The 19,425-nt window shown below is 57.6% G+C and carries 18 protein-coding genes; 7 read left to right on the forward strand and 11 right to left on the reverse strand.

Features of this window, described 5'->3' with window-relative positions; genetic code table 11:
* Positions 1 to 7: 7 nt before the first annotated feature.
* Genes pcaF through paaA form a run of 10 tightly spaced genes read right to left on the reverse strand, consistent with a single transcriptional unit; the run spans position 8 to position 8,174 of the window.
* A complete protein-coding gene (gene pcaF / locus ECL_RS10535; RefSeq protein WP_013096753.1) occupies positions 8 to 1,213 on the reverse strand; it encodes a 3-oxoadipyl-CoA thiolase in 1,206 nt (401 codons plus the stop codon).
* Positions 1,213 to 1,635, reverse strand: a complete 423-nt coding sequence (gene paaI, locus ECL_RS10540) for a hydroxyphenylacetyl-CoA thioesterase PaaI (RefSeq protein ID WP_013096754.1) — start codon at positions 1,633 to 1,635, stop codon at positions 1,213 to 1,215. The genes pcaF and paaI overlap by 1 nt, the downstream gene beginning before the upstream one ends.
* A complete protein-coding gene (gene paaH / locus ECL_RS10545; protein WP_013096755.1) occupies positions 1,625 to 3,049 on the reverse strand; it encodes a 3-hydroxyacyl-CoA dehydrogenase PaaH in 1,425 nt (474 codons plus the stop codon). Before paaH ends, paaI begins: the two co-directional genes overlap by 11 nt.
* Before the next feature lies 1 nt (position 3,050).
* Positions 3,051 to 3,839 carry a 2-(1,2-epoxy-1,2-dihydrophenyl)acetyl-CoA isomerase PaaG gene (paaG, locus tag ECL_RS10550; RefSeq protein WP_095439401.1) on the reverse strand — a complete coding sequence of 263 codons (789 nt, stop codon included), beginning with the start codon at positions 3,837 to 3,839 and terminating at the stop codon, positions 3,051 to 3,053.
* A complete protein-coding gene (paaF, locus tag ECL_RS10555; RefSeq protein WP_013096757.1) occupies positions 3,839 to 4,606 on the reverse strand; it encodes a 2,3-dehydroadipyl-CoA hydratase PaaF in 768 nt (255 codons plus the stop codon). The genes paaG and paaF overlap by 1 nt, the downstream gene beginning before the upstream one ends.
* Positions 4,603 to 5,673, reverse strand: coding sequence for a 1,2-phenylacetyl-CoA epoxidase subunit PaaE (paaE, locus tag ECL_RS10560; RefSeq protein ID WP_013096758.1), 1,071 nt, complete (start codon positions 5,671 to 5,673; stop codon positions 4,603 to 4,605). The genes paaF and paaE overlap by 4 nt, the downstream gene beginning before the upstream one ends.
* A 7-nt stretch (positions 5,674 to 5,680) precedes the next feature.
* Complete coding sequence (paaD, locus tag ECL_RS10565) at positions 5,681 to 6,178, reverse strand: 1,2-phenylacetyl-CoA epoxidase subunit PaaD (protein WP_013096759.1); 498 nt, start codon at positions 6,176 to 6,178, stop codon at positions 5,681 to 5,683.
* Between the two features lie 11 nt (positions 6,179 to 6,189).
* Positions 6,190 to 6,936 carry a 1,2-phenylacetyl-CoA epoxidase subunit PaaC gene (paaC, locus tag ECL_RS10570; protein ID WP_013096760.1) on the reverse strand — a complete coding sequence of 249 codons (747 nt, stop codon included), beginning with the start codon at positions 6,934 to 6,936 and terminating at the stop codon, positions 6,190 to 6,192.
* A gap of 8 nt (positions 6,937 to 6,944) precedes the next feature.
* Positions 6,945 to 7,232, reverse strand: coding sequence for a 1,2-phenylacetyl-CoA epoxidase subunit PaaB (gene paaB / locus ECL_RS10575; RefSeq protein WP_003857353.1), 288 nt, complete (start codon positions 7,230 to 7,232; stop codon positions 6,945 to 6,947).
* A 12-nt stretch (positions 7,233 to 7,244) separates the two neighbouring features.
* A complete protein-coding gene (gene paaA, locus ECL_RS10580) occupies positions 7,245 to 8,174 on the reverse strand; it encodes a 1,2-phenylacetyl-CoA epoxidase subunit PaaA (protein WP_013096761.1) in 930 nt (309 codons plus the stop codon).
* A 284-nt stretch (positions 8,175 to 8,458) separates the two neighbouring features.
* Here paaA and paaZ point away from each other — a divergent pair, with 284 nt between their 5' ends.
* The 7 genes from paaZ to ECL_RS10615 all read left to right on the forward strand — a co-directional run bounded on the left by paaZ (position 8,459) and on the right by ECL_RS10615 (position 17,714).
* On the forward strand, positions 8,459 to 10,498 hold the full coding sequence (paaZ, locus tag ECL_RS10585) for a phenylacetic acid degradation bifunctional protein PaaZ (protein WP_013096762.1): 2,040 nt from the start codon (positions 8,459 to 8,461) through the stop codon (positions 10,496 to 10,498).
* 212 nt (positions 10,499 to 10,710) lie between these two features.
* Complete coding sequence (locus ECL_RS10590) at positions 10,711 to 11,193, forward strand: Hcp family type VI secretion system effector (RefSeq protein ID WP_013096763.1); 483 nt, start codon at positions 10,711 to 10,713, stop codon at positions 11,191 to 11,193.
* Positions 11,194 to 11,195: 2 nt separating this feature from the next.
* Positions 11,196 to 11,600 (forward strand): polymorphic toxin type 44 domain-containing protein, encoded by a 405-nt coding sequence (locus tag ECL_RS10595; protein WP_072036484.1) that lies wholly within the window; start codon positions 11,196 to 11,198, stop codon positions 11,598 to 11,600.
* Entirely contained in the window at positions 11,578 to 11,973 is a 396-nt protein-coding gene (locus ECL_RS10600; protein ID WP_013096764.1) for a hypothetical protein, read from the forward strand. Before ECL_RS10595 ends, ECL_RS10600 begins: the two co-directional genes overlap by 23 nt.
* 156 nt (positions 11,974 to 12,129) lie before the next feature.
* Positions 12,130 to 14,406 (forward strand): primary-amine oxidase, encoded by a 2,277-nt coding sequence (gene tynA, locus ECL_RS10605; protein ID WP_044158511.1) that lies wholly within the window; start codon positions 12,130 to 12,132, stop codon positions 14,404 to 14,406.
* 166 nt (positions 14,407 to 14,572) lie between these two features.
* Entirely contained in the window at positions 14,573 to 16,546 is a 1,974-nt protein-coding gene (locus ECL_RS10610; protein WP_013096766.1) for an alkyl/aryl-sulfatase, read from the forward strand.
* 73 nt (positions 16,547 to 16,619) lie between these two features.
* Positions 16,620 to 17,714, forward strand: a complete 1,095-nt coding sequence (locus ECL_RS10615) for a GGDEF domain-containing protein (protein ID WP_013096767.1) — start codon at positions 16,620 to 16,622, stop codon at positions 17,712 to 17,714.
* 99 nt (positions 17,715 to 17,813) lie between these two features.
* Here ECL_RS10615 and ECL_RS10620 read toward each other — a convergent pair whose 3' ends face one another.
* Positions 17,814 to 19,313: an aldehyde dehydrogenase family protein gene (locus ECL_RS10620; RefSeq protein ID WP_013096768.1), complete on the reverse strand. Its 1,500-nt coding sequence runs from the start codon at positions 19,311 to 19,313 to the stop codon at positions 17,814 to 17,816.
* Between the last annotated feature and the right edge of the window lie 112 nt (positions 19,314 to 19,425).

The raw sequence follows: 19,425 nt of genomic DNA on the forward strand, positions 1-19,425 counted from the left end.
TGTTCGCTCAAACACGCTCAAGGATCATGGCAATGCCCTGACCCACACCGATGCACATCGTACACAGCGCGTAGCGCCCGTGGCGTCGATGCAATTCATTGCTCGCGGCCAGCACCAGCCTGGCACCGCTCATTCCCAGCGGATGGCCTAACGCAATGGCCCCTCCGTTCGGATTGACGTGTGCGGCATCGTCCGGCAAACCCAGCTGACGCAGCACGCCCAGCGCCTGCGAGGCGAAGGCTTCGTTCAGCTCAATCACATCCATCTCGTTAATACTGAGCCCCGCTCGCTCCAGCACTTTACGAGTGGCGGGCACCGGCCCTAGCCCCATCAGACGTGGCTCCACGCCTGCGGTGGCCATGGCCACAATCCGCGTGCGCGGCACAAGCCCCTGTGCGAGCGCCATCTGCTCGCTGGCGATAATCAGTGCAGCGGCGCCATCGTTCACCCCAGAGGCGTTACCTGCGGTAACGACGCCATTTTTGCGAAACGGCGCTTTCAGGGCGGCAAGTTGCGCCAGCGTGGTGTCGGCGCGCGGGTGCTCATCAACAGAGACCTCCGTGACGGTCCCTTTTTTCCCCGGCACCAGCACCGGCACGATCTCCTGCGCCAGAATGCCGTTTTGCTGCGCCCGGGCGGTACGCTGCTGGCTGCGCAGCGCGAACGCATCCTGATCGGCACGGCTGATATTTAACAATTCAGCTACATTCTCTGCCGTTTCCGGCATGCTGTCAGTTCCGAACGTCTGATGCATGAGCGGATTCACAAATCGCCAGCCAAGGGTGGTATCGAAGATCTCCGCCTGGCGCTGAAACGCCGCGGTGGCTTTCGCCATCACAAACGGCGCGCGGGACATCGACTCCACGCCACCGGCAATCAGCAGATCGCCATCACCGGATTTTATGGCGCGTGCAGCAAAGCCAACCGCATCCAGCCCCGAGCCGCACAGGCGGTTGATCGTCGTGCCGGAGACGGTCTGCGGCAGCCCGGCCAGCAGCGACGCCATACGCGCCACGTTGCGGTTGTCTTCCCCCGCCTGGTTAGCGCAGCCGAAGATCACATCATCAATCCGCTCCGGGTCGAGCTGCGGATAGCGCTCCAGCAAGGCACGCAGCGGTATAGCGCCCAGATCGTCCGCGCGTACGGCGGATAACGCCCCGCCGTACCGCCCCACCGGGGTTCGCACCCCATCACAAATAAATGCGTCACGCATCAGGCTTCTCCTGTCACATTGCCGCCGATGCGGTGGGATTTTCCGCGAAAGAGAGCGACGGTTTTCTGTTGTTGGTTCTGAATTTCGATGTCATACACGCCGGTCAGTTTGCCCTGATGCTTAACCCGCGCGGTGGCGGTCAGCTTGTCTCCGACAAAGCCCGGTCGAAGGAAATCGATTGTGCAGCCAGAGGCCACCGCCGCCAGCCCCTGGCTGTTGCAGGCGTAGGCAAACGCGGTGTCGGCCAGCGAGAAGAGCTGTCCGCCGTGGCAGGTTTTATGGCCGTTAAGCATCTGCGGGGTGATGGTCATGGTCACCACTGCGTAACCTTCGTCCATGTCGATAATGTCCATCCCCATTGCCTGCGCGCAGGCATCCTGTTCGTACATGGTGCGGGCGTTATGCCAGGCGTTATGACTCATAGCTACTCTCCAGAAGCGCACGCTGGCGCAGCAGTGAACAGGGGCGATAACGTTCTTCGCCGTAATGACGCTGCAGGTTTTCCAGCAGCGTTAACAGACGTTGCCAGCCCAGCCGCTCGCCCCAGGCAATCGGCCCGGACGGGTAGTTCACGCCCAGACGCATGGCGGTATCGATATCTTTTTCGCTGGCGACCCCTTTTTGCAGCGCATCCAGCGCTTCGTTGGCAATCATCGCCACCGTGCGCCAGACCAGCAGGCCAGGGTAATCGGCAATCTGCACCACCCGCTTTCCCTGCTGTTGCAGGTAGCGGATGACTTTTTGCGTCGCGGTATGCGGGTTGCTGGCCGCCGACGCAATCACCGCCACGTCGCGCTCAATGCGATCAACCACCACCACCGGGCAGTTGAGGCGCAGCGCCAGCGCCTGAGCGGTTTCGCCCTGCGTTTCAATCAGCAACACATCATCGATTTCCGTGACGCCGTCACGTTTTCGTTCAACCCGCATTGGGCTAAAGCTGTCGTTGACCGCGTCGAGCCATGGCACCTGTGGCGATTCGCCTCGCCAGTCGTAAACGCCCTTCCCACTTTTTTTGCCCAGTCGCCCCGCCAGCACCAGCTCCTGCTGCACCAGTGAAGGGAGAAAACGCCGCTCCTGCCAGAATGCGTTAAACACCGAACAGGTCACGGCGAAGTTAACGTCCTGACCAATCAGATCGGTCAGTTCCAGCGGCCCCATCGGGAAACCGCCGCCTTCGCGCAGGGCAGCATCAATGACTTCAGGAGCTGCAACCTGTTCCTCCAGCGCGCGCCAGGCTTCGGAATAGAAGGGACGCGCCACGCGATTTACGATGAAGCCCGGCGTCGACTGGCAGCGCACCGGCTGTTTCCCCCAGTTCAGCGCAAGCTCGCACAGCGCGTCGGCCACTTCCGGCGAGGTCGCCAGCCCGCTAACCACCTCCACCAGCTTCATCACCGGTGCCGGGTTAAAGAAATGCAGGCCTGCCACTCGCTCTGGATGACGGATATCCGCCGCAATCGCCGTGATCGAGATAGAAGATGTGTTGCTGGTAAGCAGGGTCTGCGGCGGGCAGATCTCCGCCAGTTCGGCAAACAGCGCTTTTTTCACCTCAAGGCGCTCGGAGGCGGCTTCTATCACCAGGTCCGCCGCGGTTAGCGCACTGATATCCGTGACCGGGGTCAGCCGGGCGAGGATCTGCCCACACGCCTCCTCAGTGAGTTTGCCCCGCGTCACCCGGGAGGCCAGGCGCTGGCGAATGCCGTCAATGGCGCGGGAAATGGCGTCTGAGGCGATGTCGTACATCATCACCTGATGCCCATGGCTTGCCGCGACTTCGGCTATTCCGGCGCCCATTGTCCCGCTTCCAATGACGGCGACAGTACGAATGTTCAGCATCTTACTTCCCCGTAAAATTCGGCACGCGCTTCGCCAGAAAGGCGCTCACGCCCTCACGGTAATCGTCGCTGCGTCCGGCCAGCCGTTGATAATCGCGCTCCAGGTCAAGCTGTGCGTCCAGGGTGTTGGTTTCCGCGGCATTGATCGCCTGCTTGATCAGCCCCAGCCCAAAGGTGGGCTGCGAGGCAAAGTGCAGCGCCAGCTGCTGCGCCGTGCTGGAGAGCTGGTCGTCATCCACCACCTGCCAGATCATTCCCCAGGCGTGCGCCTGTTCGGCGCTCAGTTTGTCGCCAAGCAGCGCCAGCCCCATGGCACGGGCACGTCCGGCCACGCGCGGCAGGAACCAGGTTCCGCCGCAGTCCGGGACTAACCCCAGCTTGCTGAAGGCCATCACAAAGGTGGCGGAACGCGCGGCAATCACCATGTCGCACCCCAGCGCCAGCGTGGCCCCTGCTCCTGCCGCCACGCCGTTGACCGCGCAAATCACCGGTTTTGGCAGCGCAGCCAGACGACGCACCAGCGGGTTATAAAAGGTCTCGACGGACATCCCCAGATCCGGCGCAGGACCGTTCGGGTCGACGTTACGGTCGTTCAGATCCTGCCCGGCACAGAAGCCGCGCCCTGCGCCGGTGATCAGCAGACAGCGGATCGTCTCATCGCGCTCGGCCTGCTTCAGGCATTCTGCAAGCTGCTGGTGCATCACATCGTTAAAGCTGTTCAGACGCTCCGGACGGTTCAGCGTCAGGGTCATTACGCCTTGCTCTACATGACTGAGAATAAATTCCACAATTAGCGTCCTTTAAAGTCGGGAGTACGTTTCTGTAAGAAGGCGTCGATGCCTTCTCGCCTGTCTTCCGTGGCCGAGAGCAGCGTGAACAGTTGGCGCTCCTGGGCCAGCCCCGCCTGCAGTGGCACCTCCTGTGACTGGCGCAGCGCCTGTTTAGCCGCCTGTAGCGCCAGCGGCGAGTGGCGCGCCATCAGCGCTGCCTGTTTCAGGGCGTATTCCAGCGTCAGCGAGGCCGGGAAAACGTCGCTGACCAGACCGGCACGCTGGGCCTGCTGCGCCGTAATGCTTTCCCCGGTCAGTACCATTTTGCTGGCGAGCGATTTACCCACGCAGCGGATCAGGCGCTGCGTGCCGCCCGCACCGGGCATGATCCCAAGCGTAATTTCCGGCAGTCCGAAGCGGGCGTTGTCACCGGCAATCACTACGTCGCACAGCAGGGCCAGCTCGCAGCCAGCCCCGAGTGCAAAACCGTTCACGGCGGCAATCAGCGGTTTATTAAAGGCATCTATCCGCTTCCACAGCTGAGGACGACTATCGTTCAGGGTGGCAGGCAGATCTTTTTCTGCCATTTCGTTGAGATCGGCTCCGGCCGCAAAGCAGCGCTCGCTGCCGTAAATCACACAGGCAGAGAGGGTGTTATCGCTTGCCGCCGCCTCCAGCTGTTCTGCAAGCTGTGTCAGCAGCGCATTGTTAAGGGCGTTGCGTGCCGCCGGCCGGTTGAGCGTGAGTTGCAGCACGCGGTCATAACGGGTGACCAGAAGTTCGCTCATGCCATCCCCTTAGCGTCAAAGTCGACGACCACGTCGGCGGTTAGCGGCAGCGCCTGACAGCTCAGTACATACCCGGCGGCCAGTTCGTCCGGCTCCAGGCTGTAGTTGGTCGCCATGTCCACCTTGCCGCGCAGCACTTTGCACTTACAGGTGGCGCAGACGCCTCCCTTGCAGGCATACGGCAGATCCGCCCCCTGGCGCAGGGCGGCATCAAGAATGCTCTCGTCGTCCGCCGTGAGGACGATCTCGCGGTCACGTCCGTCCTGGCGCACGATCACCTTCTGGCCTTCCGCCTGCACGCTCACCGCGCGCTTAACGGCCGTGCCCGGCGTATTGAACCGCTCAAGGTGAATGGATTTTTCGGCCATTCCCAGCGCTTTTAAGGTCGCTTCAGCCTCGTCCATCATCGCGGCCGGGCCGCAGATAAAGGCCTCGTCGTACTGGCGGAAGTTGAGCAGCGTTTTTGCCAGCGCCTGCAGCTTTTCACCGTCGATACGGCCGTAAAGCAGGTCGCTGTCCAGCCGCTCCTGGCTGAAGATGGCAACCAGCTGCAACCGCTGCGGGTATTTATCCTTCAGGTCCGCCAGCGCCTGACGGAACATCATGCTCTGGCTGCTGCGGTTGCCGTAGATCAGGGTGAAGTGGCTGTTCGGTTCGGCGGCCAGCGTGGCGGATAAAATCGCCAGCATCGGGGTGATGCCGGAGCCTGCGGCAATCGCCAGATAGTGACCTTCCCGTTCAGGCTGCGGCTGATAGCCAAAATGCCCCTGGGGAACCATCACCTCCAGCGTCATGCCCGGTTTGATCTCATCCCGGGCGTAACGAGAGAAACGTCCACCTTCAATGGCTTTAACCGCGACGCTGATCTCCCCCGGCGCGCTACTCCGGCAGATGGAGTAACAGCGGCGCAATTCGTCTGCACCCAGTCTGGTTTTCAGGGTCAGGTGTTGGCCGGGACGAAAGCGGTAAGCCTCCTGCAACGCCTGCGGAACCGCGAAGGTGATGGTCACCGCATCGCGGGTTTCGGGTTCTACTTTTGCCACTGTTAATGAATGAAACGTTGTCATGACAACCTCAAATACATTTGAAATAGTCGAAGGGTTCGCGGCAGGTATTACAGCGATACAGCGCCTTACAGGCCGTAGAACCAAACTCACTGATAAGCGAGGTGTCGGTGCTGGCGCAGCGCGGGCAACTCACCTCAGCGGGAACGTGGGCATGACAGCTGTGCCCCACGGGTGGGCTGATGCCATACGCGCGCAGACGTTCACGCGCATCGGCGGTCATCCAGTCGGTCGTCCAGGCGGGTTCCAGCTGCAGCACAATGTGCACCGGCGTATAACCGTGCGCCGTCAGGGTGTCGCGGATGGCGCCAAGCAGGTGTTCCGTCGCCGGGCAGCCTGAATAGGTTGGCGTAAAGCCAATCACCCAGCCTTCGCCCTGCGCGGTGACGCTGCGCACCATGCCTAAATCGGTGATGGTGAGCACCGGCACTTCCGGGTCTGGGATCTGGCTTAACAGGGACCAGATGTGCGGAACCTGTGGGGGGGCGATGTCGACAAGACGTTGCATGGCGTTCTCCTTTACCACTGCTGACCGGGATACGCGCGCTGGAGATACTGCATCTCTGCCAGCATCGGGCCCAGATGCTCGGTATGCAGCCCGCGTTTTCCGCCGGTACGATAGGCCGTCTCATAGGGCACGCGCAGGGTGGCTTCCCGCAGTCCGGCAAACACTTCGTGTTCCCACGGCTGGCGCAGGGTGCGCGGATCAACCGCAACGCCGGACTCAATAAGCTCAAGCTCAACGTCATCCACCTCGAACAACTCGGCCGTAAAGCGCCACAGGTTGTCGATGGCCTGCTGCATTTTTTGCGACGAGATTTCGGTGCCGTCTCCCAGGCGCACCAGCCAGCCGCGGCTAAAGCGCAGGTGATAACGCGCCTCTTTAATCGCCTTGGCGGCGATAGCGGAAAGCTGACTGTCGCTGCTGTGGATCAACCGCTCGTAGAGGGCAACATTCCACGCGTCCATCAGATACTGGCGGGCGATCGTGTCGGCGAAGTTGCCGTTCGGCTGTTCTGCCAACAGTAAATTGTGAAACTGACGCTCATCGCGGCCGAAGGCCAGGGTGTCTTCATCGCCCTGACCTTCCCGCTCTGCCGCGCAGGCGAGGAAGTTGCGCGCCTGCCCCAGCAGATCGAGACCGATGTTGGCGAGCGCAAGGTCGATTTCCAGCTCCGGCGCGTGTCCGCACCAGGCTCCGAGGCGCTGCGAGAGCACCAGACCGTTGTCGCCCAGACGCAGGGCGTATGCAGATACTGTTTTCATCCCTGACCTCACATATGCTCGATGCCATCAGGGATGGTGTAAAACGTCGGGTGGCGGTAGACCTTGCTTTCCGCCGGGTCGAAGAACTCGCCGCTCTCTTCCGGCTGAGAGGCAACGATCTCGCTCGCCTTCACCACCCAGATCGAGCAACCTTCGCTGCGGCGAGTATAGGCGTCCCGCGCGTTTTCCAGCGCCATGCGATCGTCAGCGGCATGCAGACTGCCAACATGGCGGTGGGATAACCCTTGTTTGCTGCGTACGAACACTTCGTACAGCGGCCAGTAGACATTGCTCATCGTGATTTCCTCTTATGCGGCCTGACGGGCGCGTTGTTTTTCTGCGTGCGCCAGTGCGGCTTCACGCACCCACGCCCCCTCTTCCCAGGCTTTGCGCTTGGCGGCCAGGCGTTCGTGGTTGCAAATCCCGCGTCCGTTGATCACCTCGTCAAACTCCTGCCAGTCAATCTCACCGAAGCGGTAGTGGCCGGTTTCCTCGTCAAAGCGCAGGTCGGGATCGGGTACCGTCATCCCCAGCATCTCCACCTGCGGGATGGTGTTGTCGACGAAGCGCTGACGCAGTTCGTCATTGCCAAAGCGTTTAATTTTCCAGGCGAGACTGCGGGCGCTGTTCGGCGAGTTGTCGTCGTTTGGTCCGAACATCATCAGGGCGGGCCACCAGAAACGGTTGATGGCGTCCTGCAGCATCTGCCGCTGGGCGTCGCTCCCCTGCGCCAGCGCCATGCAGGCTTCAAACCCCTGACGCTGGTGGAAGCTCTCTTCTTTACAGATTTTCACCATCGCGCGGGCGTACGGCCCGTAAGAGGTCCGGCACAGCGCCACCTGATTGACGATAGCGGCACCGTCCACCAGCCAGCCGATTACACCGATATCGGCCCAACTCAGCGTCGGATAGTTAAAGATGGAGGAGTATTTCATCTTGCCGTCGAGCATTTTCTGGTAGATGTCTTCCCGCGCGCAGCCCAGCGTTTCAGCCGCGCTGTAGAGATAGAGCCCGTGCCCGGCTTCGTCCTGCACTTTCGCCAGCAGGATCGCTTTGCGGCGTAGCGTCGGGGCGCGGGTGATCCAGTTCCCTTCCGGCAGCATGCCGACAATTTCAGAGTGGGCGTGCTGACCAATCTGGCGGATCAACGTCTTGCGATAGGCTTCCGGCATCCAGTCCTGAGGCTCAATCGCCGTCTCCTGCGCTATGCGCTGCTCAAAGCGTTGTTCTTGCGTCACGTCATCACCTTTATGATTCGTTAGTTTGCAACTTAAAGCGTAATTGTGAATCACTTTGTCTTTTAAAAGTTACACAAAGGTTAAATATACCCCCAAGAAATGTTTCCTGATTTTGTGATGTCGCTCGCAGGGCTTTTGCGCAAAGGCCGCCACATCAGGGCTACAACCGCCGCGCACCTTCCCTTGAGATCACATTGTTAACAATTCATTAAAGCTCAGCTTGATTTTTATGATTCATGATCAAACTATTGATAGTGAAATAACGAAACATGTGGAGATAAGAGATGCAGCAGTTAGCCAGTTTCTTGTCCGGTGTCTGGCAGTCTGGCCGGGGCCGCGAACGTACTATTCATCACGCCATCAGCGGTGAAGCGCTCTGGAGCGTGACCAGCGAAGGGCTGGACATGGCGGCGGCACGTCGCTATGCCATTACGCATGGCGGTGAAGCGCTCCACGCCATGACCTTTATCGAACGCGCGGCGATGCTGAAAGCGGTGGCGAAGCACCTGCTCAGCCTGAAAGAGACGTTTTATGCTCTTTCAGCCCAGACCGGCGCGACAAAGGCCGACAGCTGGGTAGATATTGAAGGTGGGATTGGCACGCTGTTCACCTATGCCAGTCTGGGGAGCCGTGAATTACCGGACGACACGCTGTGGCCCGAGGACGAACTGATCCCGCTGTCGAAAGAAGGCGGCTTTGCGGCGCGCCATGTGCTGACGTCAAAATCGGGCGTGGCGGTGCATATTAACGCCTTCAACTTCCCCTGCTGGGGAATGCTGGAAAAACTCGCCCCCACGTGGCTTGCCGGGATGCCGGCGATCATCAAACCCGCTACCGCCACCGCGCAGGTGACGCAGGCGATGGTGAAAGCGATCGTGGAGAGCGGTCTGGTGCCGGACGGCGCCATCAGCCTGATCTGCGGCGGCGCGGGCGATCTGCTGGACCATCTCGACAGCCAGGATGTGGTGACGTTTACCGGCTCCGCCAGCACCGGCCAGACCCTGCGTGTTCACCCGAATATTGTGGCAAACGCGATCCCGTTCACCATGGAAGCCGACTCCCTGAACTGCTGCGTGCTGGGAGAAGACGTGACGCCGGAACAGCCCGAGTTCGCCCTGTTCATTCGCGAGGTTGTACGTGAGATGACCGCCAAGGCCGGACAGAAATGTACCGCCATCCGCCGCATTATCGTGCCGCAACACCAGATTGACGCGGTAAGTCAGGCGCTGATCGCCCGGCTGGAAAAGGTGGTGGTGGGCGACCCGGCGCAGGAAGGCGTAAAAATGGGTTCCCTGGTCAACAGCGAACAGCGTGCGGACGTGCAGGAGAAAGTGGATCAGCTTGTGGCCGCAGGCTGCCAGGTTCGCCTGGGCGGAAAAGCCGATCTGCAGGCCGCCGGAGCGTTTTACCCGCCAACCCTGCTCTTTTGCCCGCAGCCGGATGAGACCCCGGCGGTGCACGCCACCGAAGCGTTCGGCCCGGTGGCGACTCTCATGCCATATCGCCACGCAGACCATGCGATGCAGCTTGCCCGCGCGGGCGGCGGTAGCCTGGCCGGGACGCTGGTCACGGCGGATCCCGCGCTCGCCCGCCAGTTTATTTCTGGTGCAGCGCGGGCACACGGTCGCATTCAGATCCTTAATGAAGAGTCAGCAAAAGAGTCTACCGGCCACGGTTCTCCGCTTCCGCAGCTCGTGCATGGCGGTCCCGGACGTGCAGGCGGCGGCGAGGAGCTGGGTGGCCTGCGTGCGGTCAAACACTATATGCAGCGCACCGCCATTCAGGGCAGCCCGACCATGCTGGCCGCCATCGGCAAACAGTGGGTACGCGGCGCGACGGTGCAGGAAGATCGCGTCCATCCGTTCCGCAAATACTTCGAGGAATTGCAGCCGGGCGACAGCCTGCTGACGCCGCGCCGAACCCTGACGGAAGCCGATATCGTTAACTTTGCCTGCCTGAGCGGAGATCATTTCTATGCTCACATGGACAAAATTGGCGCAGCGGAGTCAATCTTTGGCGAGCGGGTGGTACACGGTTACTTCCTGATTTCCGCTGCCGCCGGGCTGTTTGTTGATGCAGGTGTGGGGCCGGTGATCGCCAACTACGGCATGGAAAACCTGCGCTTTATCGAGCCGGTGAAACCGGGCGATACCATCCAGGTGCGCCTGACCTGCAAACGTAAAACCCTGAAGAAACAGCGTACGGCGGATGAAAAACCCACCGGCGTGGTCGAATGGGCGGTTGAGATTTTCAATCAGCACCAGCAGGCTGTAGCGCTGTACTCCATTCTGACGCTGGTGGCTCGCCAGCAGGGTGATTTTTAAGGCTGTTACCTGTGCGGGTTTAATCAGTTAATCACACTAAAAAAAGAGGGGAAAACACGGACTGGATGGCTTTGGGTAACACATCATCCAGTCCGCATAGCCTGGCTAATTTACATCCAGAAACATTAAGAAAATTGACCACATACTTAGCATGGTTATTATCCCTTGCGGGAATTTTCCCCCAACTAAATTACATGGATGATGAGTAGACTATGGCAATTCCTGTATATCTTTTCTTAACTGACGACGGCGGTGCAAAAATCACCGGCTCGGTAGATGTTCATGATCGTGAAGGGAGCATAGAAGTTACTGGCTTTACGCATAACCTCCGGCTGCCAACAGATGCTTTAACGGGAAAAATCACTGGTAAACGTAACCATGCCCCCATCGTTTTTCAAAAGGAGATTGATTCCTCTTCCCCTTATCTGATGAAAGCTGTTGCGACTGGGCAAACACTAAAAACGGCGGAATTCAAATGGTATCGCATAAACGATGCCGGACAGGAAGTGGAATATTACAATATGCATCTCGATAATATTCGCGTCGTTTCCGTTACGCCCTTAATGCATGACACGAAGGATCAAACGAAAGAAAAACACAATCATCTTGAAGTTGTGGAGCTGCGCTACGACAAGATTACCTGGACGTATTGCGACGGTAATTTGCGTTTCGCAGATAGCTGGGCAGAGCGTTAATTATGCGTACTCCTTTATATTCCACGCCGTACGATATCTCTTCTTTTTCACCACCAGGGGTTGATGTTGTAAGCCATATGGTAATAGCCCGATTTCATGGCGGTGCCTCATTGATGACTTACGTATGGTTTTATCAAATGGTGAGAAACCATGGTCCATGGGATTTTAAGCAAGGCCGTGCCCAGTATGCCAACTTTGGAAATTTCCATTTCGGTGCCGTGGGCGCGGCAGCGGGCATACCTGATGGTGTGTTACTTAGGGGTGCAGGTGCTGCGCAGATCCTTGCTGGAACAAGCGATCCGGTAGAATTTGCCAAATACCAGGATGCCTTTGCATATGGTGATGACCCGGTTGACCAATTATGGATAAGAGCAGGAATAGATTATGCGCGACGGTCGGGTTTTTAACTGGCGAGTCGGGGTGATGGTTGTCATTCTCCTGGGCTTCATCTTGTACCCTTTTCGCGATCTTATCACCGTGTATGAAAACCTGCAGGGAAAAATGAGGGTTAATGAGCAATTAAATTTGTATATCACGCGGGTAGAGGCAAGTTCATTATCCAAAGATACGTTTCACTTTTATCTCTATGATGCGAGAAAAAGCCCCGAAGCGTTTATGTCTCATATTAAGGACATTAAGCCTGTTATGGTCACCAATGATGATAAAGCCACCGCGACCGTAAAAGACGGTGAAATTTATCTCCACGTTCGTGGCAATGTTTACTCGTTCAACACGGTTGGGTACGACGTACATATACATCTCGATAGATCACCTTACTGATCATCAACGCTATTTACCGGGGATGTGATTTATCGCCGCACTTTTCTAACCTGGCAAGACTGACAAATAACCTGGCAGATGCAGGCAAACGCTTTTTTCACGCGCCTGTCAGGATAAGACTCACAACACAATAAACACAACAAGATGAGGTCTACGATGAGAAGCAATTCTTCATTTTCTGCCCGTAGAACGGCACTGGCTCTGGCCGTTGCGCTCTGCTGTGCCTGGCAATCTCCCGTTTTCGCTCACGGCAGTGAGGCGCATATGGTCCCAATGGACAAAACGCTGGCTGATTTTGGCGCAGAGGTACAATGGGATGATTACGCACAGATGTTCACCATTGCGAAAGACGGTGCGTTCGTAAAGGTTAAGCCAGGCGCTAACACCGCCATCGTTAATGGCAAACCCCTTGCGCTGTCGGTGCCGGTGGTGATGAAAGACAATAAAGCCTTTATCTCTGACACCTTTATCAATGATGTCTTCCAGTCCGGCCTCGACCAGACGTTCCAGGTTGAGAAACGCCCCCATCCGCTAAATGCGTTAACGGCGGATGAGATTAAGCAAGCCGTGGCCATCGTCAAAGCCTCAAAGGATTTTAAACCGAACACCCGCTTCACCCAGATTGCCCTGGCCGAGCCCGAGAAAGCCAAAGTGTGGGACTTTGTGCTGAACGGCACGGCGGTGGATGCCCCGCGTCAGGCGAATATCACCATGCTGGACGGCAAACACGTCATCGAAAGTCGTGTGGATCTGAAGAATAAGAAAATCCTGCGCTGGGAGGCCGTAAAGGATGCGCACGGCATGGTGCTGCTGGATGATTTCGCCACCGTGCAGCAAATCATCAACGAGAGCCCGGAATTTGCTGAGGTGCTGAAAAAACGCGGCATCAGCGATACGAAGAACGTGATCACGACCCCGCTGACCGTCGGCTATTTTGACGGCAAAGACGGCCTGAAGCAGGAAGACCGTCTGCTGAAAGTGGTGAGCTATCTGGATGTGGGCGACGGTAACTACTGGGCACACCCGATTGAGAATCTGGTGGCGGTGGTTGATCTCGAACAGAAGAAGATCCAGAAAATTGAAGAAGGCGCGGTTGTTCCGGTGCCCATGACTCCGCGTCCGTATGATGGCCGTGACCGCATCGAAACGCCGAAAAAACCGCTTGAGATCATCGAACCGGAAGGCAAGAACTACACCATTACCGGCGACATGGTGCACTGGCAGAACTGGGATTTCCACCTGAGCCTGGACTCCCGCGTTGGGCCGATGATCTCGACCGTCACGTACAACGACAACGGTAAGAAACGCCAGGTCATGTATCAGGGCTCCCTGGGCGGGATGATCGTCCCTTACGGCGATCCGGATGTGGGCTGGTACTTTAAAGCCTATCTCGATTCGGGCGACTATGGCATGGGCACCCTGACCTCCCCGCTGGTGCGCGGCAAAGATGTGCCGTCCAACGCCGTGATGCTTAATGAAACCATCCCGGATTACACCGGTACGCCGATGGAGATCCCACGTGCCATCGCCATTTTCGAGCGCTACGCCGGGCCTGAATATAAGCATCAGGAGATGGGCAAGCCAAACGTCAGCACCGAACGCCGTGAGCTGGTGGTGCGCTGGGTAAGCACCGTTGGCAACTACGATTACATCTTCGACTGGGTATTCCACGAAAACGGCACCATCGGCATTGATGCCGGAGCCACCGGGATTAAAGCCGTGAAAGGCGTGCAGGCCAAAACGATGCATGACGCCAGCGCCAAAGACGACACCCGATACGGCACCTTAATCGATCACAACATCGTCGGTACCACCCACCAGCACATCTATAACTTCCGTCTCGATATGGATGTGGATGGCATCGACAATAAACTGGTGGCGATGGATCCGCAGGTGAAACCGAACACGGCCGGCGGCCCGCGTACCAGTACCATGCAGGTCAATCAGTACGATATCGATAGCGAACAGCAGGCGGCGCAGAAATTCGATCCGGGTACCATTCGCCTGCTGAGCAACACCCGCAAAGAGAACCGTATGGGGAACCCGGTCTCGTACCAGATCATCCCATACGCGGGCGGCACGCACCCGGTAGCCACGGGCGCGAAGTTTGCACCGGACGAGTGGATCTACCATCGCCTGAGCTTTATGGATAAACAGCTGTGGGTGACGCGTTACCATCCTGACGAAATGTACCCGGAAGGGAAATTCCCGAACCGCTCCACGCACGATACGGGGCTGGGTCAGTACAGCAAAGACAATGAGTCACTCACTAATCAGGACGATGTGGTCTGGATGACCACCGGAACCACGCATGTTGCCCGCGCGGAAGAGTGGCCCATCATGCCAACGGAATGGGTGCATACATTGCTTAAGCCGTGGAACTTCTTTGACGAAACGCCAACGCTTGGCAGAAAAAAAGACGAACAGAAATAATCACCGACCGGGCGTAATGCCCGGTTTTTTATTCATTTATTTGCCGAATCTCTCAGCCTGATTATAGTTATTTAACCACTCATTCTAATGACATCTTTTCAAACATTTTCAGCCAGGACACGACGTTTAATCACCGTAACGTAGTACTTTCTCTGAGAGGTTTTAGATGAAATTGAATTTGATTGTCAGAAGTCTTGCTCTGGCTGGGCTTCTCGTTTCCGTCAGTCCCTCTTATGCCGCCGAAGCTCCAAAGGACGCGACCGCGGCGACGCAACAGGCGAATAATGCCCTTTTCAACCAACTCCCTTTCTCCGATAACACCGACTTCACCAATGCACATAAAGGGTTTATTGCCCCACTGCCGCAGGAGATTATCAAAGGGGAGCAAGGGAATGTTATCTGGGATCCGCAACAGTACGCCTTTATTAAAGAGGGTGATAAAGCACCGGATTCCGTTAATCCCAGTTTATGGCGTCAATCTCAGCTGATTAATATCAGTGGTCTGTTCGAAGTGACCGACGGGGTATATCAGATCCGCAACCTCGATCTGTCGAATATGACGATTATCGAAGGTAAAGAAGGAATTACCGTGGTCGATCCGCTGGTATCAGCAGAGACCGCAAAAGTCGGCATGGATCTGTATTACAAAAACCGGGGTAAAAAGCCGGTGGTCGCCATCATCTATACCCACAGCCATGTGGATCATTACGGCGGCGTTCGCGGCGTGGTGGATGAAGCTGACGTGAAATCCGGGAAAGTGAAAGTCTATGCCCCGTCCGGGTTTATGGAAGCCGCTGTGGCTGAAAATATCATGGCGGGCAACGTCATGAGCCGTCGCGCCAGTTACATGTACGGCAACCTGCTGAAACCCGATGCCAAAGGACAGGTTGGTGCGGGGCTGGGTACCACGACCTCTGCCGGTACCGTTACCCTGATCGCACCGACCAACATCATTGAGAAAGATGGTCAGAAAGAGGTCATCGACGGGCTGACCTATGATTTTATGCTGGCACCGGGCTCAGAAGCGCCTTCAGAGATGCTCTGGTATATCGAAGAGAAAAAGGTCATTGAATCTGCCGAGGATGTCACTCACACGCTGCATAATACCTATTCGCTGCGCGGCGCAAAAATCCGTGAACCACTGCCCTGGTCGAAGTATATCAACCAGGCAATTGTCCGCTGGGGTGACAAAGCAGAGATCATCATGGCGCAGCACCACTGGCCAACCTGGGGCAACGACAATGTGGTCAAGCTGCTGAAGAGTCAGCGCGATCTTTACCGTTACATTAACGATCAGACGCTGCGCATGGCGAACGAAGGTCTGACGCGCGATGAAATTGCCGCGAATTTCACCCTCCCTGACTCGCTGGCCCATACCTGGGCTAACCGGGGCTACTATGGTTCAGTCAGTCACGACGTAAAAGCCACCTATGTCCTCTATCTGGGCTGGTTTGACGGCAACCCGGCAACGCTTGATGAGCTTCCTCCTGTTGATGCCGCGAAGAAATTCGTGGAGTACATGGGAGGCGCTGACGCCATTCTGAGTAAAGCCAAAACCGACTACGACCAGGGCAACTACCGCTGGGTGGCACAGGTGGTCAGTAAAGTGGTCTTTGCCGATCCGAACAACCAGGCCGCGCGTAACCTGGAAGCGGATGCGCTGGAGCAGCTCGGCTATCAGGCTGAATCCGGGCCGTGGCGTAACTTCTACCTCACCGGTGCGCAGGAGCTGCGTAACGGCGTCGTGAAAGGCCCAACGCCAAACACGGCAAGCCCTGATACCGTTCGGGCGATGACGCCGGAAATGTTCTTCGACTATCTGGCTGTGCATATTAATGGTCAAAAAGCCGGGGACGCAAAATCGGTATTTAATATCGATCTGGGCAGCGATGGCGGTAAATATAAACTTGAGCTGGAAAACGGCGTGTTGAATCACACGGCCAATGCCGAAGCGAAAGACGCCGATGCGACGCTCACGCTGAACAGAGACACGCTTAACAAGATCATCCTCAAGGAGATCACGCTGAAACAGGCGCAGGACAGTGGCGATGTCAAAATCAGCGGTGACAGTGCCAAACTTGATGCCATGCTTGGCTACATGGATAAGTTTGATTTCTGGTTTAATATTGTGACGCCGTAACGTCGCGGATTTACGGGCGGTTTATCCGCCCGCTTTTATTTCTCTTTCTCCCTGGACGGGGTAAACATCATAAATGGAAAAAAGAAAAAACCTCCCCCCCGAACGAGCCACCTGGCCTACACGTCAGGCCATGGTGCATCACGGGCTGGCGATGAACCTGCCCTGGCTGGCCAGCTTTGCCCTGATGATCCTGCTGCGCCACATCCTGCTGGAAAACAGCGCGGTGCTGTACCCCGGTTCACAACACCTGACCCGGATTGTCGATGCCTCAATGCTGGGCATTATTATACTGTCCGCTGCATTAATTCTGATGGCCTGGCGCCGTATCGCCGGGATAAGCGTAGTGCTGTTTGTCTGCAGTGCCTTCTGGTCGATGTGCAGTTACTGGTTCATTACCGCCCTGCACCTTCCCCACGTCTGGCCGCTGTGCGTGATTTTATTGCTCTCCGGTTTGACGGCACTCTATTTTTACCCGGAGGGATTACTCTCGTTTGTGCTCCCGCTCTGGCTCACCTTGCCGGTCGCCAGCTGGGTGCTGAATGATGGCCTTAATATTCGCTTTGTCACCATCTGGAGCGTATTCACGCTGATTATGCTTTGCGGGCGGTTTATCCTGTTAAGCTGGTTTGACGAGGCCTGGCGGCGGAATCAGCAAAACCAGCTGTTAATCTCCAGGCTAGATGCGCTGGCACACCAGGATCCCCTCACCAAAACCGCCAATCGCCGGATGATGGAAGTGGTGCTGGAGAATGCCGTTGAGCAGAATAAAGCCTTCTCGCTGATCATGCTGGATATCGATTATTTCAAGCTTTACAACGATACCTACGGACATCAGGCCGGTGACGACTGTCTGACACGCGTGGCGCAGGTGCTGAAGCAGGCCGTGCGCACCCCGGACGATGTGGTGTCACGCTACGGCGGAGAAGAATTTGTGGTGATCCTGTTTAATTGTCCGGAGAACGTTGCACAGCAGGTTGCCCGCCGAATTCAGGACGGCCTGCGCGCGGCGGCGATACCGCACGGTGCGTCCAAAGTCAGTGAGCATGTGACCGTCAGCATGGGGATTGCAGGAATTGCGCCGGGCCTGGCGGGCCCGGAACTGATCGCCCGCGCCGATGCGGCGCTGTACCGCGCGAAAGAGGCCGGGCGGGATCGGTGGTCGTTGTAAAACTCGCCCGGTGCGGCCTGATGCCCTCACCCTGACCCTCTCCCGTGGGAGAGGGAACAAACACTAAAAAGGCAACCTCCCGGTTGCCTTTTGCTTTTATTAATAGCGCACGCACACCGATTTGGTTTCACACCAGCCGTCCAGCCAGTCCGGGCCGAAGTCGCGTCCGGTGCCGGACTGCTTCATGCCGCCGAACGGCAGGTTGGCGTCAATCAGCGTATGGCTGTTCACCCAGACGGTGCCCGCCTGCAATCTGTCGGTATACTCCAGCGCCTTACTGATATTCTGCGTCCAGACGCTGGCGGTCAGGCCATATTCGGTATCGTTGGCAAGGGTTAGCGCCTCTTCGCCATCGGCTACGCGTACCAGGTTGACCACCGGGCCGAACACCTCTTCGCGGGTCAGCCGGAGTCCCGGATCCGGGTTGACCACCAGCGTCGGCGAGATGTAATACCCTTTGCCGTCCGGGCCACGGTTACCGGTGATCAGCTCTGCATTGCGCGATTTTGCTTCATCCAGGAAGGTCTGCACCTTGTCGCAGTGAGCGCGGGACACCAGCGGGTTGATAAACGCCTCCGGCGACATGCCCGGCCCCACGCTCAGGGATTTCACCGCCTGCTCAAACCCGCTGACCAGCGTGTCAAAAAGCGGCGCTTCTATATAGATACGCGAGCTCGCGGCGCAGACCTGGCCCTGATTAAGGAAGCTGCCGGTCATCAACCCCTCAATCACCCACGCCGGATCGGCGTCTTTCAGCACGATGGCCGGGTTTTTGCCGCCCAGCTCCAGCGTCACGCCGGTCAGCGTGTCCGCCGCCGCGCGGGCAATCTGTTTCCCCGTCGCCGTGGAGCCGGTGAAGCTCACTTTGGCAATATGCGGATGCGAGGTCAGCGCGGCACCGCACACCGCGCCGCTTCCGGTCACCACGTTAAACACACCGTCAGGGATACCGGCTTCGCTCGCCAGTTCCGCCACCCGCAGCATGGTCAACGGCGTGGTTTCTGACGGCTTAATGACGATAGAGCAACCCGCTGCCAGCGCAGGCATCACTTTCCACATGCCGATCATCAGCGGGAAGTTCCACGGCACAATCCCGGCCACCACGCCCACCGGCTCTTTACGCGTCCACGCCTGATAGCGTGCGCCTTGCGGCAAGGGAATGGAGAGATCGAGGGTTTTGCCGGTTATTTTGGTGGTCAGCCCGGCGGTATAGCGCATCCAGTTCAGGGTGCAACCCACTTCAAAGAGACGGGAAATATTAATGGATTTGCCCTGCTCCAGCGTTTCAAGCTGGGCCAGCTCCTCGCTGTGCTGCTCCACCAGGTCGGCAAAGCGCAGCAGGATGCGCTCGCGCTCTGCCGGTAATTTCCCGGCCCAGTTGCGGGCGACAAAGGCTCGCCAGCCGGACATCACCGCGCGGTCGACATCATCGACGCTGGCATCTGCCGTAGAGGCGATAACCTCCCCGGTGGCAGGGTTATAAATATTCAACCGTTTTTCACTCTCCGACGCGGCCTGCCGCCCCTCAATCCACAGCCCGTGATGTCGGTCCAGAAACTGCTGTACGCCTGGCTGGATGGCGACCTGTGATTCAGACATAGGGTACTCCTTCGTTATTATTCGCAGGGTGTTACTGCAGTCTAAGAGGCCTTTCGCATTCCCGCTTTTGTCTGTGTGACATTCGCTTTGCCACCTGTGACAGGTGCCGCAA

Origin of the sequence: Enterobacter cloacae subsp. cloacae ATCC 13047 (assembly GCF_000025565.1) — a bacterium.
In the GTDB taxonomy this organism is placed as follows: domain Bacteria; phylum Pseudomonadota; class Gammaproteobacteria; order Enterobacterales; family Enterobacteriaceae; genus Enterobacter; species Enterobacter cloacae.

Bases quoted from the DNA above. Each gene is read 5' to 3' on its own strand.
- paaH (WP_013096755.1), bottom strand. From the start codon at position 3,049: ATGCTGAACATTCGTACTGTCGCCGTCATTGGAAGCGGGACAATGGGC.
- ECL_RS10610 (WP_013096766.1), top strand. From the start codon at position 14,573: ATGAAATTGAATTTGATTGTCAGAAGTCTTGCTCTGGCTGGGCTTCTC.
- pcaF (WP_013096753.1), bottom strand. From the start codon at position 1,213: ATGCGTGACGCATTTATTTGTGATGGGGTGCGAACCCCGGTGGGGCGG.
- ECL_RS10590 (WP_013096763.1), top strand. From the start codon at position 10,711: ATGGCAATTCCTGTATATCTTTTCTTAACTGACGACGGCGGTGCAAAA.
- paaE (WP_013096758.1), bottom strand. From the start codon at position 5,673: ATGACAACGTTTCATTCATTAACAGTGGCAAAAGTAGAACCCGAAACC.
- ECL_RS10595 (WP_072036484.1), top strand. From the start codon at position 11,196: ATGCGTACTCCTTTATATTCCACGCCGTACGATATCTCTTCTTTTTCA.
- ECL_RS10615 (WP_013096767.1), top strand. From the start codon at position 16,620: ATGGAAAAAAGAAAAAACCTCCCCCCCGAACGAGCCACCTGGCCTACA.
- paaB (WP_003857353.1), bottom strand. From the start codon at position 7,232: ATGAGCAATGTCTACTGGCCGCTGTACGAAGTGTTCGTACGCAGCAAA.
- paaD (WP_013096759.1), bottom strand. From the start codon at position 6,178: ATGCAACGTCTTGTCGACATCGCCCCCCCACAGGTTCCGCACATCTGG.
- paaF (WP_013096757.1), bottom strand. From the start codon at position 4,606: ATGAGCGAACTTCTGGTCACCCGTTATGACCGCGTGCTGCAACTCACG.
- paaI (WP_013096754.1), bottom strand. From the start codon at position 1,635: ATGAGTCATAACGCCTGGCATAACGCCCGCACCATGTACGAACAGGAT.
- ECL_RS10620 (WP_013096768.1), bottom strand. From the start codon at position 19,313: ATGTCTGAATCACAGGTCGCCATCCAGCCAGGCGTACAGCAGTTTCTG.
- paaC (WP_013096760.1), bottom strand. From the start codon at position 6,936: ATGAAAACAGTATCTGCATACGCCCTGCGTCTGGGCGACAACGGTCTG.
- ECL_RS10600 (WP_013096764.1), top strand. From the start codon at position 11,578: ATGCGCGACGGTCGGGTTTTTAACTGGCGAGTCGGGGTGATGGTTGTC.
- tynA (WP_044158511.1), top strand. From the start codon at position 12,130: ATGAGAAGCAATTCTTCATTTTCTGCCCGTAGAACGGCACTGGCTCTG.
- paaZ (WP_013096762.1), top strand. From the start codon at position 8,459: ATGCAGCAGTTAGCCAGTTTCTTGTCCGGTGTCTGGCAGTCTGGCCGG.